Annotated in this window: 15 protein-coding genes; 8 read left to right on the forward strand and 7 right to left on the reverse strand. The window is 69.9% G+C overall.

What is annotated here, in order from left to right; genetic code table 11:
• Nucleotides 1–113 precede the first annotated feature (113 nt).
• Nucleotides 114–719 (forward strand): queuosine precursor transporter, encoded by a 606-nt coding sequence (locus tag CK240_RS07310; RefSeq protein WP_095639674.1) that lies wholly within the window; start codon nt 114–116, stop codon nt 717–719.
• Between the two features lie 298 nt (nt 720–1,017).
• Here the strand turns inward: CK240_RS07310 and CK240_RS07315 are convergent, their stop codons facing one another.
• The gene (locus CK240_RS07315; protein ID WP_095639675.1) at nt 1,018–2,202 is read right to left on the reverse strand and encodes an acetyl-CoA C-acyltransferase family protein; all 1,185 of its coding nucleotides are present in this window, start codon (nt 2,200–2,202) and stop codon (nt 1,018–1,020) included.
• Between the two features lie 185 nt (nt 2,203–2,387).
• Between CK240_RS07315 and CK240_RS07320 the strand changes: the two genes are divergently transcribed.
• A complete protein-coding gene (locus tag CK240_RS07320) occupies nt 2,388–2,975 on the forward strand; it encodes a transglycosylase SLT domain-containing protein (protein WP_095639676.1) in 588 nt (195 codons plus the stop codon).
• A gap of 27 nt (nt 2,976–3,002) precedes the next feature.
• On the opposite strand, the gene CK240_RS07325 is transcribed toward CK240_RS07320, so the two are convergent.
• Together CK240_RS07325 and CK240_RS07330 are read right to left on the reverse strand one after the other, a co-directional pair.
• The gene (locus tag CK240_RS07325) at nt 3,003–3,599 is read right to left on the reverse strand and encodes a LolA family protein (RefSeq protein WP_095639677.1); all 597 of its coding nucleotides are present in this window, start codon (nt 3,597–3,599) and stop codon (nt 3,003–3,005) included.
• Nucleotides 3,600–3,691: 92 nt separating this feature from the next.
• The gene (locus tag CK240_RS07330) at nt 3,692–4,915 is read right to left on the reverse strand and encodes an FAD-dependent monooxygenase (protein ID WP_095639678.1); all 1,224 of its coding nucleotides are present in this window, start codon (nt 4,913–4,915) and stop codon (nt 3,692–3,694) included.
• A 166-nt stretch (nt 4,916–5,081) separates the two neighbouring features.
• On the opposite strand from CK240_RS07330, the gene CK240_RS07335 reads away from it, so the two are divergent.
• The 4 genes from CK240_RS07335 (at nt 5,082) to CK240_RS07350 (ending at nt 11,170) form a co-directional block, all read left to right on the forward strand.
• The gene (locus tag CK240_RS07335; RefSeq protein ID WP_095639679.1) at nt 5,082–6,410 is read left to right on the forward strand and encodes an amidase; all 1,329 of its coding nucleotides are present in this window, start codon (nt 5,082–5,084) and stop codon (nt 6,408–6,410) included.
• A gap of 88 nt (nt 6,411–6,498) precedes the next feature.
• Nucleotides 6,499–7,680, forward strand: a complete 1,182-nt coding sequence (locus CK240_RS07340; protein WP_095639680.1) for an aminotransferase class I/II-fold pyridoxal phosphate-dependent enzyme — start codon at nt 6,499–6,501, stop codon at nt 7,678–7,680.
• 7 nt (nt 7,681–7,687) lie between these two features.
• Complete coding sequence (locus CK240_RS07345) at nt 7,688–10,342, forward strand: DNA translocase FtsK (protein ID WP_095639681.1); 2,655 nt, start codon at nt 7,688–7,690, stop codon at nt 10,340–10,342.
• A 6-nt stretch (nt 10,343–10,348) separates the two neighbouring features.
• Complete coding sequence (locus CK240_RS07350; protein ID WP_095639682.1) at nt 10,349–11,170, forward strand: DUF2268 domain-containing putative Zn-dependent protease; 822 nt, start codon at nt 10,349–10,351, stop codon at nt 11,168–11,170.
• Between the two features lies 1 nt (nt 11,171).
• Here the strand turns inward: CK240_RS07350 and CK240_RS07355 are convergent, their stop codons facing one another.
• Genes CK240_RS07355 through ribA form a run of 3 tightly spaced genes read right to left on the reverse strand, consistent with a single transcriptional unit; the run spans nt 11,172 to nt 13,433 of the window.
• Nucleotides 11,172–11,786 carry a rhomboid family intramembrane serine protease gene (locus tag CK240_RS07355; RefSeq protein ID WP_095639683.1) on the reverse strand — a complete coding sequence of 205 codons (615 nt, stop codon included), beginning with the start codon at nt 11,784–11,786 and terminating at the stop codon, nt 11,172–11,174.
• A 37-nt stretch (nt 11,787–11,823) separates the two neighbouring features.
• The gene (locus tag CK240_RS07360) at nt 11,824–12,375 is read right to left on the reverse strand and encodes a L,D-transpeptidase family protein (protein WP_095639684.1); all 552 of its coding nucleotides are present in this window, start codon (nt 12,373–12,375) and stop codon (nt 11,824–11,826) included.
• Complete coding sequence (gene ribA, locus CK240_RS07365) at nt 12,372–13,433, reverse strand: GTP cyclohydrolase II (RefSeq protein WP_095639685.1); 1,062 nt, start codon at nt 13,431–13,433, stop codon at nt 12,372–12,374. The genes CK240_RS07360 and ribA overlap by 4 nt, the downstream gene beginning before the upstream one ends.
• Before the next feature lie 135 nt (nt 13,434–13,568).
• Between ribA and CK240_RS07370 the strand changes: the two genes are divergently transcribed.
• Nucleotides 13,569–14,255, forward strand: coding sequence for a response regulator transcription factor (locus tag CK240_RS07370; RefSeq protein WP_095639686.1), 687 nt, complete (start codon nt 13,569–13,571; stop codon nt 14,253–14,255).
• A 152-nt stretch (nt 14,256–14,407) separates the two neighbouring features.
• Here the strand turns inward: CK240_RS07370 and CK240_RS07375 are convergent, their stop codons facing one another.
• Nucleotides 14,408–15,382, reverse strand: a complete 975-nt coding sequence (locus tag CK240_RS07375) for a glutathione S-transferase family protein (RefSeq protein WP_095639687.1) — start codon at nt 15,380–15,382, stop codon at nt 14,408–14,410.
• 39 nt (nt 15,383–15,421) lie between these two features.
• Here CK240_RS07375 and CK240_RS07380 point away from each other — a divergent pair, with 39 nt between their 5' ends.
• The gene (locus CK240_RS07380; protein ID WP_095639688.1) at nt 15,422–16,213 is read left to right on the forward strand and encodes an exodeoxyribonuclease III; all 792 of its coding nucleotides are present in this window, start codon (nt 15,422–15,424) and stop codon (nt 16,211–16,213) included.
• The last annotated feature ends 13 nt before the right edge of the window (nt 16,214–16,226 follow it).

Consider the following 16,226-nt stretch of genomic DNA (forward strand, 5'->3'; position numbering starts at 1 on the left):
CCCTCTTCGCTGCTCCGTCCGGCTTGACTTGGCCGGGGGCTTGGGCGTAGGCGCCCCTCGTCCCGCCGTTGCGGGGCCGAGTTCTTCCGCGACCTTGTAAAACGGAAACATCCATGCGCCCGATTCTTCCCGCCATCCTGGCGATGGCCGCGACCGTGCTGGCCTCGAACATCCTTGTCCAGTTCCGCCTGGGCGACTGGCTCACCTGGGGGGCGCTGACCTACCCGGTCGCCTTTCTCGTCACCGACATCACCAACCGCATCCAGGGCCTGGGCGCCGCGCGCCGGGTCGTGGTGGCGGGCTTCGTGATCGGGATCCTGTGCTCGCTGGCGGCGGCGGCTGGCGGCGGGACCACGCTGCGCATCGCCGTGGCGTCGGGCGCGGCCTTCCTGCTGGCGCAACTGCTGGACGTGTGGCTTTTCGACCGCCTGCGCCACCGCGACTGGTGGCAGGCGCCGTTCCTGTCCTCGGTCGTGGGCTCGATCCTCGACACGGTGCTGTTCTTCACCATCGCCTTCGGGGTTTTCCTGCCCGCCGACGCCAACACCGGCTGGTCGAACGAGGCCGTGCCGCTTCTGGGCACGGGCCCGCTGGCGCCCTTGTGGGTGTCCTTGGGGATTGCCGACTGGCTGTGCAAGATGACCCTTGCGGTGCTTGCTCTTGTGCCTTTCCGGGTGCTGGTCCGCAAAATCTTGTCTGCCCCCGCCCGCGGCTATTGACTTGCTGCCCGCCTGTGCCAACCTCGGCCTTACGAGCAACATTGAAAGGAGGTGGTCCAGTGTCGAGAGTGATGTTGGAGAGAGGTGCCGGGACAGCCAGGGGGGTCAGCGCCTGAGGGCAGCCCCAAGGGTGCAGAACCCTTGTCTGGGACGGATCATCCATCCCTAACCGGACCATCTTCCTGATCTCGCGGGCCGTTCCCAGGGGGCGGCCCGTTCGGTTTTCCGGGCGCATCAGGCGTCCATGAAAAAACCCCGGCCGCGTTTCCACGGCCGGGGTTTCTGTTGTCAAAAGGCGTCAGATGCGCTCGATCGCCAGCGCGATGCCCTGGCCGCCGCCGATGCACATGGTGATCAGCCCGTACCTGCCGCCGGTGCGCTCAAGCTCGTACAGCGCCTTGACCGTCAGGATCGCGCCGGTCGCGCCGATCGGGTGGCCCAGGGCGATCGCGCCGCCGTTCGGGTTCACCTTGGACGAATCGAGCCCCAGCCCCTTGTTCACCGCCAGCGCCTGCGCGGCAAAGGCCTCGTTCGATTCGATCACGTCGAAGTCGTCCACGCCCAGGCCGATCTTCTCCAGCAGCTTCTGGACCGCCGGGATCGGGCCGATGCCCATGACCTCGGGGCGGACTCCGGCATGGGCATAGCCCAGCAGGCGCGCCCGGGGCTTGAGGCCCGCGCGCTCGGCGGCTTCCGCGCGCGCCATGACGATGGCGGCCGCGCCGTCGTTGATGCCGCTGGCGTTGCCCGCCGTCACGGTGCCCCCGTCCTTCCTGAAGGCCGGGCGCAGGCCCGCCAGCGCCTCGGCCGAGGTCTGCTTGGGATGCTCGTCGGTGTCGAAGCTGACGACGCCCTTGCGGGTCTTGATCTGGATCGGGACGATCTGCTCCTTGAAGCGGCCCTCGGCGATGGCCTCGGCGGCGCGCTTCTGGCTTTCCAGCGCAAAGGCGTCCTGCTCGTCGCGCCCGATCTGGTACTCGGCCGCGACGTTTTCGGCGGTCACGCCCATGTGCCCGGTGCCCATCGGGTCGGTCAGCGCGCCCACCATCATGTCCAGCGCCTGCTGGTCGCCCATCTTGGCGCCGTGGCGCATGGACGGGATGATGAAGGGCCCGCGGCTCATGCTTTCGGCCCCGCCCGCCAGGGCGAAGTCCGCGTCACCCAGCATCAGCGACTGCGCGGCCGAGGCGATGGCCTGCGCACCCGACCCGCAAAGCCGGTTCACGTTCATCGCCGGGGTGGTGTCCGGAATCCCGGCGTTCAGCATCGCCACACGCGACAGGTACATGTCGCGCGGCTCGGTGTTGATGACATGACCATAGGCAACGTTGCCGATCTGCTCGGGCGAGACGCCCGCGCGTGCCATCGCCTCCTTGGCGACGGTGGCCGCAAGCTCGATGGGCGGAACGCTTGCCAGGCTGCCGCCGAACCCGCCGATGGCGGTCCGCACGCCCGACAGGATCACGATGTCGCTGTCTGCCATTCTGAATTCTCCCCCTCGTACAAGACTGTCGCCCGAGATTAGCGACTGCGTCTGGCGGGATACAAGGGAAACTCGGCACGGCTCCGCCGTCCTCCCTCCGCCGCTTCTGACGCAAAGGCGATTTTACTGCGCGGCGCGAGGCCCTAAGATGCCCCGAAAAAGAAAAGAACCCGAGGGCACAGGCAATGAACACCTACCTGAAGCTGGCCATCGTCATGCTGGTCGCGTCCTGCGGCGGGGGCGGCGGCAACTTCAAGGCGCCGCGCGACCTGGACAACGCCTGCTCGATTGTGGCGCAGCGCCCCGCCTATCTGCGCGCGATGAAGTCGGCGGAACGCCGCTGGGGCGTGCCGGTCGCCGTGCAGATGGCCTCGATCCACCAGGAATCCAAGTTCGTGGGCGATGCCCGCACGCCGCACCAGTTCGCGCTGGGCATCATTCCCATCGGGCGGCAAAGCTCGGCCTACGGCTATTCGCAGGCGCTGGACGGCACCTGGGAGGAATACCTGAAGGCCACCGGCAAGCGCCGCGCGCGCCGCGACGACATCCGCGACGCCACCGACTTCATGGGCTGGTATATGGACGGGACCGCGCGGAGGCTGGGTGTTTCCAAGGCGGACGCGGCGAACCAGTATCTCGCCTATCACGAGGGACGCTCGGGCTATGCCCGCGGCAGCCACCTGTCCAAGACCTGGCTGCTGGGCGTCGCGGGCCAGGTGCAGCAGCGCGCGGTCATGTACCAGGCGCAACTGTCCGCCTGCGGCCGGGCCTGAGCCCGGACGCAGGGGCCGGCGGGCGTCTCAGCGCCGGCGCTCGGCCTCGGCCGTGATGGAAAAGCGCGAGGGCGGAATCTGCACGCCCTTCTGCATCTCGCCCAGGATCACCGTGGTCTTCTTGCCCTTGTCGTCGGTCACGACCCACTGGCGCAGCTCGGTCGGGTTGGCCGTGAAGACCATCTGGATGTTGCCGTATTCCGGGTGCTGAGGATCCTGCGCCGTCACGACCGTGGTGTTCTTGCGCTCGCTGTGACCGATGACCGATCCGTTGCGGCCCAGGTTCACGTTCTCGGCCAGGATGATGTTCAGCGGCGTGCGCGACAGCGGATACTGCTGGGCGCCGGTGTTGGACTTCTTGTCGAACACGGCCACCTGCCCGCCCGAGGCCAGCACAAGCGTGCTGTCGCCCTTGTATTCGAAGCGCACCCGGCCGGGGCGCTGGATGAAGACGCGGCCCGGCGTCACCGATCCGTCGGCGTTCACCTGGGTGAAGTCGGCCACCACGGTCTTGAGGCCGTTGAGATAGCGCGAGATTTCGTTGAGCGAGATCTTCTCGGCCGCCGCGGGCAGCGCGAAGACCAGGGCGAAGGCGGGCGCAAGAGCGAGAGAGCGAAGGTTCATGAGCGAAGTGATACCGCCTTTCCAAGGACTTGCACGTCACGAAACGGGGACGGCACCGCCCCGAACGCTCGCGCGCAAGTGAGGGTTCCGGGCTACAGCGGACGGCCGGTCAGCAGCCGCGGCATGGGCGCGACCGCCAGCCCCGCCGCCTGCCGCATGAAGGCCCTCCGCAGGGGCGCGATGGCCGTGACAAGGCCCATTCCCAGCCCCCGCGCCTGCCGCAGGACCGGAAGGTCGTTGGAAAACAGCCGGTTCACCGTGTCCATGCCCAAGCCCAGGGCAGTCGCATCGAATCGCCGCCAGCGCTGGTAACGCTCCAGCACGTCGGGGGCGCCGATGTCCTCGCCGCGCCGTGCGGCCTCGACCACGACCTCGGCCAAGGCAGCCACGTCCCGCAGCCCGAGGTTCAGCCCCTGCCCTGCAACGGGATGGACCCCATGGGCGGCATCGCCCACCAGCGCGACGCGGGGCGCGACGTAGGATTCAGCCAGGCTCAGGCTCAGGGGATAGGAGAATCGGGGCCCGGCCAGCCGGATCTCGCCCAGGTAGTCGCCGAAGCGGGGGCGCAGGACCTCCAGGAACTCGTCGTCCGGCAGGGCCGCAATGGCGTGGGCATTCTCGTCCGCTTCGGACCAGACGATGGAGCTGCGGTTCCCCGGCAGGGGCAGGATCGCCAGCGGCCCGGTCGGCATGAAATACTGCCAGGCGGTGCCGTTGTGGGGCTTTTCGTGATCGACCGCGCAGACCAGCGCCGTCTGGCCATAGCCATGCCCGCGCCGGGTGATCCCCGCCCGCGCGGCCACGCTCGATCCGCGCCCGTCCGCCCCGACCAGCAGCCGCCCCGTCAGCATCCGCCCGTCGTCCAGCGTCACCGCGACGTGGCCCGGGTGCTCCTGCTGCCCCGTGACCTGTCGGCCGGGCAGATGGGTGACGCGGCCTTCCATGGCATCGACAAGGGCCGCATAAAGGAAGCGGTCCTCCAGCATGTGGCCGACCGGGCCTTCCTCGATCTCGGCCGAATCGAAGACCAGGTGGAACGGCCCGGCCCCCTCGCCCGGCTGGCCCTGCGCGGCCTCGACCCGCAGGATCGGCTGCGCCTTGTCCGCCAGCCCGCCCCATAGCCCCAGCGCCGTCAGCAAGCGGCGCGAAGCCAGCGCCAGCGCATAGGCGCGCCCGTCGAAGCCCGCCTCGGCCCGGGCGCGGGCGGGCCGCGCGTCGATGACGGCGACCGACAGTCCCGCCTGGGACAGCGCAAGCGCCAGCGTGGGCCCGTTCAGCCCACCCCCGGCAATGATGATGTCATGATCCACGGCCATGACCCGCACCCTATCCCGCGACCCGGCCGCGGTCCATGCGGCGTCTGGCACCGGGCTCCATCTTCTTCGTGCAAGTATCCCGGGGTCCGGGGCAGCGCCCCGGTCCGGCATTGCCGCCCCGGCCCCGCGCCGCTAGCGTAAGGCCAACACTTTCAGGGAACACCGCATGGACTGGCTCAAGGCGTCGGCGACGGAACAGGGGCGCGCGATCATGGCCGGGCTGGTCAGCCCCGTCGATCTGGCCGAGGGCTATCTGGACGCCATCGGGCGCGCCCCCCTCAGCCCCCGCATCTTTGCCCGCGTCACGCCCGAACGCGCCCGGGCCGAGGCCATCGCCGCCCATGACCGCGCCAAGGCGGGCTTGAGGCGCAGCCTGCTGGACGGGGTGACGCTGGCCTGGAAGGACAACATCGACAGCGCGGGCGTGGCGACCGAGGCCGGCTCCATGCTGCTGGAGGGCCGCGTTCCCACACAGGACGCGGCGGTGCTGGCGACGGCGACGCTGCAGGGGGCGGTCTGCCTCGGCAAGACCCACATGACCGAACTGGCCTTCTCGGGCCTCGGCCTGAACCCGACGGTCGCCACGGTGCCCAACGCTTATGACGCAAGCCTCGTGGCGGGCGGCTCCTCGGGCGGCTCGGCCGTGGCGGTGGCAATGGGACTGTCGGCGGCGGCGATCGGATCGGACACCGGCGGCTCGATCCGCCTGCCCGCCGCCTGGAACGGCATCGTCGGCTTCAAGCCCAGCCCCGGCGCGGTGGACATGACCGGCACGCTGCCGCTCTGCCGCCGCTTCGACGTCGTGGGGCCGCTCGGGCGGACGGTCGAGGACTGCGCCGAGGTCTTCGCGCTGATCCAGGGCATCCCCGCCCCCGACCTGCGCGAGGCCGAGCCGCGCGGGCTGCGCCTGATGGTGCTGGACGGCCTGCCCTTCGAGGGCGCCCGCGAGGAACCCGTCGCCGCCTTCGAGGAAGCGGTGGAGCGCCTTGCCGCCGCGGGCGTGTCCATCACCCGCGCCGCGCCTGCCTGCGTCGCAGACGCGGCCGCGCTGTCGCCCACGCTGTTCGCACCGGAAGCCTATGGCCTGTGGCGCGACCAGATCGAGGCCGCGCCCGAGGTGATGTACCTGCCGATCCTGGAACGCTTCCGGGGCGGGCGCGAGGTCAGCGCCGCCGATTACGTCGCCGGGTGGGAGCGTCTGATCCACCTGCGCCGGGACTGGGCGGCCACCGTCGCCCCCTATGATGCGGTGATCCTGCCCACCGCGCCGATCCTTCCGCCCGAGATCGTCCGGCTGGAAGAGGACGCCATCTTCTTCGCGGCCGAGAACCTCTTGGCCTTGCGCAACACCCGCATCGGCAATTCTATGGGCCTGCCCGCGATCAGCCTGCCCACGGCCCGTCCGGCCTGCGGGCTGATGCTGATGGGCCAGGCAGGGGGCGATCTCGCGCTGCTGCGGGTGGCGCAGGCGGTCGAGGCCGCGCTGCGGGACTGATCCGGACCGGCCTTTGTCTGGACGCATCGGCCCTTTGCCGATAGTCTGGCGCCAAACGGGACGGCAGATCCCGTGATAGCGAGGCAGCATGGCATCCCCCGAGCGGTTTTCGAACCTGCCGGACTATGCGTTTCCGCGCCTGCGGAAGCTCTTGTCCGACGTGGCCCCCGGCCCCGATCCGATCGTCATGACGATCGGCGAGCCGCGCCACGGCATCCCCGATTTCGTGGCCCCCATCCTGTCGCGGACCGTGGAAGAACTGGGGAAATACCCGCCGAACGAGGGCACGCCGCAGCTGCTGGCCGCGATCTCGGGCTGGCTTCGCGCGCGCCACGGGATCGAGGTGCCGCCCGAAGGCATCACAAGCGTCAACGGCACGCGCGAGGGGCTGTTCAACGCGGCCCTCGCCCTTTGCCCGGAACGCAAGAACGGCGCGGTGCCGCGAATCCTCGTGCCGAATCCCTTCTACCAGGTCTATGCCGTCGCGGCGGCCGCCGTGGGCGCCGAGCCGGTCTTCGTCAACGCGACCGGGGCGACCGGCCACCTGCCCGATTTCGCCGCGCTGGACCGGGCCACGCTGGACGCCGCCGCCATCTGCTATCTCTGCTCGCCCGCGAATCCCCAGGGCGCGGTCGCGGACCGCGACTACCTGGAACGCCTGGTGGAACTGGCCGAGCGGCACGACTTCCTGATCTTCGCCGACGAATGCTATTCCGAGATCTGGCGGACCGCGCCTCCGCCCGGCGCCCTGGCCGTCGCCATGGGAATGGGGCTGGGCCACCGGGTCATCATGTTCAACTCGCTGTCGAAGCGGTCGAACCTGCCCGGCCTGCGCTCGGGCTTCGTGGCGGGCGCGGCAGAGCACATCGCGCGGCTGCGGACGCTGCGCAGCTATTCCGGCGCGCCGGTTCCCCTGCCCCACCAGCGCGTCAGCGAGGCGGCCTGGGCCGACGAGGCGCATGTCGGGGCGAACCGCGCGCTTTACCAGGAGAAATACGCCATCGCCGACCGCGTTTTCGGCAATGTGCCGGGCTATGTCCCGCCGGAGGGGGGCTTCTTCCTGTGGCTGCCCGCCGAGGATGGCGAGGCCGCCGCCCGCAGGCTGTGGGCCGAGGCGGGGGTGCAGGTGCTGCCCGGCGCCTATCTGTCGCGCGACACCGCCGAGGGCAATCCGGGCAAGGGCTACATCCGCGTGGCGCTGGTGGGTCCGGCCGGGGAAACCGAGGATGCGCTGACCCGCATCCGCGACACGCTGTATGGGAAAGGGTAAACGGGGCATGGCCAGCTGGCAGGCGAAACACCGCGATCCGCTGTTCGACCAGTCCACGCAGGTGGCGCTGGAACGACGGGTCAAGGAACTGGTCGGCGCGGGCCTGATCGTCGCGGGCGTGCTGGTCGCCATCATGCTGTTTTCCTTCAACCCCGACGATCCGGGCGTGGGCACCGCGACCGATCAGCCGGCGCAGAACCTGCTGGGCCGGGTCGGGGCCTACATCGCCTCGGCGCTGTTCATGATCGTGGGCCTGGGCAGCTGGATGCTGGCCGTCTCGGGCATCGTCTGGGGCCTGCGGCTGATGCTGCACCGGGGCGAGGAGCGGCTGCTGCGCGGCGTCTTCACGCCGATCGCCATGGTCGTGGCCTCGCTGCACGCCTCGTCGATGGTCCCGCCGCCGGACTGGACGCAGAGCTTCGGCATGGGCGGGCACCTGGGCGACATGCTGATGGGGGGGATGATCGGCATCCTGCCCTTCAGCGCCGCCGTGGGACTGAAGATCCTGGCGCTGCTGACCGCTGCCGGGGCAGTGGCCATGGCGGCCTTCGTGCTGGGCTTCGACCGGCGCGAGCTGATGGGGATCGGCCGCTTTCTCGCCACGGGGCTGGCCACCGCCTATGACCTCGCCATGACGGCGGTGGGGCACGGGGCCTCGGCCTCGGTGGCCGCCGCGCGCGAGGTCCGCCGCCGGGCCGAGGCGCGCCGCCGCCGCATGGCCGGCGAGGAAGCGCCCGCCGAGCTTGCGCCCGAAGCCCAGTCCCGGACCCCCGCGCAGGCCATGTTCTCGCGCCTGCGCGGCACCGCCCCCCTGCCCCCGGCCGAGGACGCGGTCCTGCCCCCTGAACTGGTCGAGCCCGCCCCGCAGTATGACGAGGCGCCCCCCGCGCCCGATGCGCAGGTCGTCCGCGAGCGGATCACCGAGGCCATCCGCCACCATCACGAGCCCGCGCCCGAGATCCCGGTCGAGCCTGACGGCCGCTCGGTCCTTTCGGCGGTCACCGCCCGGCTGACGGGACGCGCGCAATCGGTCCCGCCCGTCCCCCCGGCGCCGCCCACGGACACCTCGCGCGTGGTGATGCCGCCCGCGCGGCAGCTTGCGCCCTCGCGCCAGGCGATGGCCGAGGCGCAGCCGGGGCTGGGCTTCGACAGCGCCGCCGTCGCCTACGAGCGCCCGCCCCTGTCGCTGCTGGCCGCCCCCGGCACCATCGAGCGCCACATGGCGAGCCCCGAGGCCCTGGCCGAGAACGCCCGGATGCTGGAAGCCGTGCTGGACGACTATGGCGTCAAGGGCCAGATCACCGCCGTCCATCCTGGCCCCGTGGTCACGCTTTACGAACTGGAACCCGCGCCCGGCCTGAAGGCCAGCCGCGTCATCGGGCTGGCCGACGACATCGCGCGCTCGATGTCGGCGCTGTCGGCCCGCGTCTCGACCGTCCCGGGCCGCACCGTGATCGGGATCGAGCTTCCGAACCAGCGCCGCGAAAAGGTCGTGCTGCGCGAGATCCTGTCGGCCAGCGCCTTCGGCGACAGCTCGGTGCCCCTGCCGCTGGCGCTGGGCAAGGACATCGGCGGCGAGCCGGTGGTGGCCAACCTCGCCAAGATGCCGCACCTGCTGATCGCGGGCACCACCGGCTCGGGGAAATCCGTCGCCATCAACACGATGATCCTGTCACTTCTCTACAAGCTGACGCCCGAGGAATGCCGGCTGATCATGATCGACCCCAAGATGCTGGAACTGTCGGTCTACGACGGCATCCCGCATCTGCTGTCCCCCGTCGTGACCGACCCCAAGAAGGCCGTGGTGGCCCTGAAATGGGTCGTGTCCGAGATGGAGGAACGCTACCGCAAGATGTCCAAGATGGGCGTGCGCAACATCGAGGGCTACAACAGCCGCGTACGCGAGGCGCTGTCGCGGGGCGAGCTGTTCCGGCGCACCATGCAGACGGGCTTTGACGAGGAAACGGGCGAACCCGTCTTCGAGACCGAGGAATTCCAGCCCGAAACCTTCCCCTATATCGTCGTGATCGTGGACGAGATGGCCGACCTGATGATGGTCGCGGGGAAAGAGATCGAGGCCTGCATCCAGCGCCTCGCCCAGATGGCGCGGGCCTCGGGCATCCATATCGTCATGGCGACGCAGCGCCCCTCGGTCGATGTGATCACCGGCACGATCAAGGCGAACTTCCCGACCCGGATCTCCTTCCAGGTCACCTCCAAGATCGATTCGCGCACGATCCTCGGCGAACAGGGGGCCGAGCAGCTTCTGGGCATGGGCGACATGCTCTACATGGCCGGGGGCAGCCGCATCACCCGTGTCCACGGGCCGTTCGTCAGCGACGAGGAGGTGGAGGAGGTCGTCAACCACCTCAAGTCCTTCGGGCCGCCGCAATATGTGTCCAACGTGGTCGAAAGCCCCGAGGACGAGCGCGACGCCGAGATCGACGCGATCCTGGCCTCGGACGGCTCGGACGACGCGCTTTACGACCAGGCGGTGGCGATCGTGGCCAAGGACCGCAAGTGTTCCACCAGCTACATCCAGCGCAAGCTCGCCATCGGCTACAACAAGGCCGCCCGCCTCGTCGAGCAGATGGAGGAGCAGGGCGTCGTGAGCCCGGCCAACCACGTCGGCAAGCGCGAGGTCCTGGTGCCCGAGGTCTGACCCCGGATGCCCTACTGGCAGGTCCATTTCCTGAACGCCCGCCACGCCCTGACCGGCATCATGCCCGAGGTCCGCGCGGCAGTGGCCGATGCGGTGGCGCGGGTTTCGGACCATCTGGAACTGCCCGACTTCGACCTCGTGGTGCGGGCGGGTGAGGGCGGGTCCGACTGGGGCGTCACGGGCGCTGCGCCTGCGCCGGGGATGGTCGAGCTGACCCTGTCGCCCGCGCGATTCGCCCACGACCTGACAGTGCGGCGGATGCTGCGCGAACTGCACCACATCGCCCGCTGGGACGGGCCCGGCTACGGCCGGTCCCTGGGCGAAGTTCTGGTCAGCGAAGGCCTGGCCGGTCATTTCGTGTCCCGGCTGCTGGGCGGGCCGCCCGATCCCTGGGATGTGACCACGCCGCCCTCGGGGCTGGCGAAGCGGGCGATGACGGAATGGGCCTGGCGCGACCTCGATCGTGGACTGTGGTTCGAGGGCCGCGGCAACATCCGCAAATGGGCGGGCTACGGTCTCGCGCACCGGCTGCTGGCCGAGCACCTGTCGCGCGAACCGGATCTGGAAGCCGCCGACCTGGTCCATATCCCGGCCGAGGCGCTGCGCCCGGCCATGCGGCGGCTGAGCGGCGCGCCCGAGGCCGGGCCGGACCCCGACGCCCCGGCGCAGGAACCTGCCGGCGAAGCGCCGGGCGAGGACGCCCCCCCGCGTCCCGACGCGGGGCCGCAGCCGCCCGCCGAGGACGCGCAGGAAACAGGTGCCTTGCCCCGGACTTCGGTCCCGCCTGCCGAGGGCGCCGAGGAAACGGAGCCGCCCGAGCAGGCCTGACCTACCGCCTTCGTGGCTGGTAAAGCGCACCCATTGCCAGTCCGGCCAGGGCGCCGCCCAGGTGGGCCTGCCAGGCGATGTTCGGCACGGCCAGTGTCAGCGCCACGTTCAGCAGCACGAACTGCAGGACCGGCCCCATGAGCGGGCGCAGGCTGCCGCCCTTGCCCAGCTGGATGCGGGCGGCGATGGCGATCTCGGCCCCTGCCAACCCGAAGATCGCACCCGAGGCGCCCACCACGGGAAGCGGGCTGTCGGACAGCCACAGCTGCACCAGCCCTGCCGCGACCTGCGCCACGAAATACAGCGCCACCATGGCTGCCCCGGACATGGCGACGGACAGCGAGCGGGCAAGCACGTAAAGCGCCAGCATGTTCATTCCCAGGTGCAGAAGCCCGCCATGGAGGAAGCCGTAGGTCAGGAACATCGTCACCTGCTGGCCCGGGAACATCGGCCGGACGTCCCCGAGCAGATCCGGCCACAGCGCCCCGTGCAGCATCACCCATCCGTCCCAGGCGGGTATCAGCATTGCCAGCTGGACCGCCACGCAGGCCAGGATGACCCCCAGGAAGACGCGGGGGACGGACGGACGGGGGAAGGTCTGGATCGGCTCGGTCATGGAAACAGCATAAGGCCGGATCGGGCGGCGGGAAGCCTCATGCCGCCTGCGCCACGGCCCCGCGGCGGCCAAGGCGACCCGAGAGCGTTTCGGGCACGACCAGCCGCGTGCCGGGCGCGGCCTCGGCGGCCAGCCGGACCAGGTCGCGCCGGGCGAAGGCGATGCAGCCCGCCGTGGGATAGCGCGGCCGCCGCCACTGGTGCAGGAAGATGGCCGAGCCCTTCCCGGCCCTCGCCTCGGGCCAGTTCCAGTCGGTGACCAGCACCAGATCATACAGCGGGTCTGCCCGCCGCAGCCGTTCATGGCTGGCGGCAAAGGGCGAGCGCACCCAGTGGTTATAGGCGGGATGGCCGCTGTCGTCGCACCAAAGGTCCTGCGGGCCGATGGGCTCGGCCCAGGGCGCGGGCCGCGCGATGCGGTCGGGCCGGAAAAGCAGCCCGACGATCCGGTGGACCCCGGCCGGGGTGGCGCCGTCGCCCTCGCGCTTGGCGGCCGAGACGCCGCCCCGGCCGATGCTGCAGGGGATCAGGCGGCCCGCGAAGCGGAGGCCCGCAGGGGTCAGCACCATGTCCTCGGGGCCGGGAATCATAGCAGGTGCCCCGACTTGTCGCGCTTGACGGAAAGGTAGGCGTCGTTCCAGCGGTTGCGGCCGACCTGCAGGGGGACGCGATCGACCACGCGGATGCCGTGGCCTTCCATCATCGCCACCTTGCGCGGGTTGTTGGTCATCAGCCGCACCGCCGAAAACCCGAGCTGCCGCAGCATCGCGGCGCCCAGGCGGAAGTCGCGCTCGTCATCCTCGAAGCCCAGCCGGTGGTTGGCCTGCACCGTGTCGAAGCCCTGTGCCTGCAGGTCATAGGCGCGCATCTTGTTGGCCAGCCCGATGCCCCGGCCTTCCTGGTTCAGATACAGCAGCACCCCTGCCCCTTCCGCCCCCATCGCGGAAAGCGCCGCGTGCAACTGGGGCCCGCAGTCGCACTTGAGGCTGCCCAGCACGTCGCCGGTGAAGCAGGCCGAATGCAGCCGCGCCAGAACGGGGGCGTCGCGGGGCGGATCGCCGATCTCGACGGCGTAATGCTCGGACCCGCCGTCCTCGGCGCGCAGGATGTGCAGGCGCGTGTGCTCGGCCGCCGCGATGGGCAGGCGCGCTGCGGCGACAGGGGCCAGTGCCGTCTCAGCGGCAAGTTGCGCAAGCACGGGGCCGGCGGGCAGGACCGTCAGGCCCGGGGGCGGCTCGGCCACGGGCACCATCAGCACCGCGGGCAGAAGCTCGGCCGATTTCGCCAGCGCCAGCGCCGCGCGGTGGGGGGCGGCCTCGCCCTCGCGCCGGGTGAACAGCGGACCCTTCATCGGCACCCGCAGGTCGTCGGCGGGGTCGGCGACCGCCCGCAGCCAGGAAAGGTCGGCCTCGCCCGGCACCTCGACCCGCGCGAGATCGCCGTCATAGGCCCGCGCCTTCAGCGTCTCGGCCCGGCGCGCGGTCAGCGCCAGCACGGGCCTGCCGAAGGCCCGCAGGGCCGCCAGCCGGCCAGGCGACAGCGTTTCCACCGCCGCGGCCAGCTGGCCGTCGATCACGACCGGCAGCCCCACCCGCAGATCGGTGCGGGCGCGGCTGATCGTCTCGGTCAGGGTGGGCAGCAGGGACATCGGGCCATAGATCCTGAAACATTCCGTAACATAAGGGCGCCCGGCCACAACTGCTTGTGAGAAACATTGCAAGCCGCTGGACGCGGGCGCCAGCGGAGCCATCTTCCCCGCAAACGCCACCCGAAGGAGGTTCCCATGGCCGGACTGAAGAAGATCCTGCTTGTCGACGACGAGGAAGACCTGCGCGAGGCGCTGGCCGAGCAGCTGGTCGCCACCGAGGATTTCGACGTCTTCGAGGCGGGCAGCGGGGCCGAGGCCATCGAGAAGACCAAGGGCGCCATCTTCGACCTGGTGGTGCTGGACGTGGGCCTGCCCGACACCGACGGGCGCGAGCTGTGCAAGCGGATGCGCAAGCAGGGCGTGAAATGCCCCATCGTCATGCTGACCGGCCACGACACGGACGCCGACACCATCCTGGGGCTGGATTCCGGGGCCAACGACTACATCACCAAGCCGTTCAAGTTCCCGGTCCTGCTGGCCCGCCTGCGCGCGCAGCTTCGCACGCACGAGCAGTCCGAGGACGCGATCTTCCAGCTTGGGCCCTATACCTTCAAGCCCTCGATGAAGATGCTGATCGACGGCAAGGACCGGAAGATCCGCCTGACCGAGAAGGAAACCAACATCCTCAAGTTCCTGTACCGCGCGCAGGACGGGGTGGTGCCGCGCGACGTGCTGCTGCACGAGGTCTGGGGCTACAACGCGGGCGTCACGACCCACACGCTGGAAACCCACATCTACCGCCTGCGCCAGAAGATCGAGCCCGATCCCTCGAACGCGCGGCTTTTGGTGACGGAAAGCGGCGGCTACCGGCTGGTGGCGTGATTTATTTGCGCGAAAGCCCGGAACCAGCTTCGCAGCCGCGGGTTGATCGAGGGAAGCCCAGTGGCCGGGGACGCGGCCACATTCCTCCCTCCCTGTCTCACTGGCCCCGGCATCTCGCCGGGGTTTTTTTCTGGGCGCCTGTGTCTGCGCGCTCAGCCGCGGCCGTGGGGCTGGTCCCAGTCGATCACAGGATTGATCGGGATCAGCCCGTGCGGGTTCAGGTCGGGATGGCTGCGATAGTAGTGGTGGGTGATGTGGTCCTGCCGGACGGTGGGGGCGATGCCCGGCATCTGGTAAAGCTCGCGCGTCCAGGCCCAGAGGTCCGGATAGTCGCGCAGCCACTGGCGGTTGCACTTGAAATGCGTGTGATAGACCGTGTCGAAGCGCACGGCGCTGGTGAACATCCGCCAGTCGGCCTCGGTCAGCCGGTCCCCGGTCAGGTAGCGGTTGCGGGACAGCACGTCGTCGGCCCATGCCATCGTCTCGAAGACGGGCCCGATGGCCTCGTCATAGGCCTCCTGCCGGGCGGCGAAGCCCGCGCGATAGACCCCGTTGTTGAAGTTCGGATAAACGCGGTCGTTCACGGCCTCGATGGCGTCGCGCAGGTCCTCGGGCCAGTAATGCGTGTCATTGCCGGTCAGCGCGTCGAAGGCGCTGTCGAACATGCGGATGATCTCGCTCGATTCGTTGGAAACGATGGTGTTCCTCTGCTTGTCCCAGAGGACCGGCACCGTGACCTTGCCCGTCATGTGCGGATCGGCGCGCAGGTAGATGTCGCGCAGGAACCCGGCCCCGAACAGCGGGTCGCCCGTGGCCCCGTCGAAGTCGCTGGCGAAGGTCCAGCCCTCGTCGCCCATGACCGGATGGACCACCGAAACCCCGATATGCGGCGCAAGGCCCTTCAGTTCGCGGAAGATCAGCGTCCGGTGCGCCCAAGGGCAGGCGTAGGAGACGTAAAGGTGATAGCGCCCGCTTTCCGCCGCGAAGCCGCCCTGCCCCGACGGGCCCGGCGCGCCGTCGGGCGTGATCCAGTTGCGGAAGCCCGCGTTCTGGCGCTTGTAGGCGCCGTCCTTCCTGCTCGCCCCGATGCTGCCCTTGGTCCAGACCCCGTCCACCAGCTGGTTCATCGGCTTCCCCTTTCCCGCGCTGCGCGTTAAGTCGCCCCCATGTTCACCATTGCCACCTGGAACATCAACTCGGTCCGCCTGCGGGCCGGTCTTGTCACCCGTCTGCTGGGCGAGGAAGCCCCGGACATCCTCTGCCTGCAGGAATGCAAGTCGCCGGTCGAGAAGATGCCCTTCGAGCTGTTTCACGAACTCGGCTACCGCTGGATCGTGGCGCGCGGCCAGCGCGGCTACAACGGCGTCGCGATCATGTCGCGCCTGCCGATCACGGATGCGGGCGACCGCGACCACGCGGGCCTGGGCCACGCCCGCCACGTCGCGGCGCGGCTGGAGAACGGCGTCACGATCCACAACGTCTATGTGCCCGCGGGCGGCGACGTTCCCGACCGGGACCAGAACGTCAAGTTCGGCCAGAAGCTCGACTACCTGACCGACATGCGCGACAGCTTCCATGCCGAGAAGCCCGAACGGTCCATCCTCGTGGGCGACCTCAACATCGCGCCGATGGAGGACGACGTCTGGTCGCACAAGGCGATGCAGAAGATCGTCAGCCACACGCCCGTCGAGATCGAGCACCTGGCGCAGGCGCAGGACGCGGGCGGCTGGGTGGACGTGACCCGCAAGGACATCCCCCAGGGCAAGCTTTATTCCTGGTGGAGCTATCGCGCCCGCGACTGGGACGCGGCCGACAAGGGCCGCCGGCTGGACCACATCTGGGCGACGGGCGACATCGCGCAGGCGGGCCATGCCAGCCGCATCCTGCGAACGGTGCGGGGATGGGACCAGCCCAGCGACCACGTTCCCGTCTTCGCCTGCTTCGACCTGAGGGTGTAAGCAAGGCCCCTTC

It is taken from the genome of Paracoccus salipaludis (assembly GCF_002287065.1).
GTDB classification, from domain to species: domain Bacteria; phylum Pseudomonadota; class Alphaproteobacteria; order Rhodobacterales; family Rhodobacteraceae; genus Paracoccus; species Paracoccus salipaludis.

What these genes read in the sequence shown, in the direction of transcription:
- CK240_RS07310 (WP_095639674.1), top strand. Translation starts at nt 114, where the DNA reads ATGCGCCCGATTCTTCCCGCCATCCTGGCGATGGCCGCGACCGTGCTG.
- CK240_RS07315 (WP_095639675.1), bottom strand. Translation starts at nt 2,202, where the DNA reads ATGGCAGACAGCGACATCGTGATCCTGTCGGGCGTGCGGACCGCCATC.
- CK240_RS07320 (WP_095639676.1), top strand. Translation starts at nt 2,388, where the DNA reads ATGAACACCTACCTGAAGCTGGCCATCGTCATGCTGGTCGCGTCCTGC.
- CK240_RS07325 (WP_095639677.1), bottom strand. Translation starts at nt 3,599, where the DNA reads ATGAACCTTCGCTCTCTCGCTCTTGCGCCCGCCTTCGCCCTGGTCTTC.
- CK240_RS07330 (WP_095639678.1), bottom strand. Translation starts at nt 4,915, where the DNA reads ATGGCCGTGGATCATGACATCATCATTGCCGGGGGTGGGCTGAACGGG.
- CK240_RS07335 (WP_095639679.1), top strand. Translation starts at nt 5,082, where the DNA reads ATGGACTGGCTCAAGGCGTCGGCGACGGAACAGGGGCGCGCGATCATG.
- CK240_RS07340 (WP_095639680.1), top strand. Translation starts at nt 6,499, where the DNA reads ATGGCATCCCCCGAGCGGTTTTCGAACCTGCCGGACTATGCGTTTCCG.
- CK240_RS07345 (WP_095639681.1), top strand. Translation starts at nt 7,688, where the DNA reads ATGGCCAGCTGGCAGGCGAAACACCGCGATCCGCTGTTCGACCAGTCC.
- CK240_RS07350 (WP_095639682.1), top strand. Translation starts at nt 10,349, where the DNA reads ATGCCCTACTGGCAGGTCCATTTCCTGAACGCCCGCCACGCCCTGACC.
- CK240_RS07355 (WP_095639683.1), bottom strand. Translation starts at nt 11,786, where the DNA reads ATGACCGAGCCGATCCAGACCTTCCCCCGTCCGTCCGTCCCCCGCGTC.
- CK240_RS07360 (WP_095639684.1), bottom strand. Translation starts at nt 12,375, where the DNA reads ATGATTCCCGGCCCCGAGGACATGGTGCTGACCCCTGCGGGCCTCCGC.
- ribA (WP_095639685.1), bottom strand. Translation starts at nt 13,433, where the DNA reads ATGTCCCTGCTGCCCACCCTGACCGAGACGATCAGCCGCGCCCGCACC.
- CK240_RS07370 (WP_095639686.1), top strand. Translation starts at nt 13,569, where the DNA reads ATGGCCGGACTGAAGAAGATCCTGCTTGTCGACGACGAGGAAGACCTG.
- CK240_RS07375 (WP_095639687.1), bottom strand. Translation starts at nt 15,382, where the DNA reads ATGAACCAGCTGGTGGACGGGGTCTGGACCAAGGGCAGCATCGGGGCG.
- CK240_RS07380 (WP_095639688.1), top strand. Translation starts at nt 15,422, where the DNA reads ATGTTCACCATTGCCACCTGGAACATCAACTCGGTCCGCCTGCGGGCC.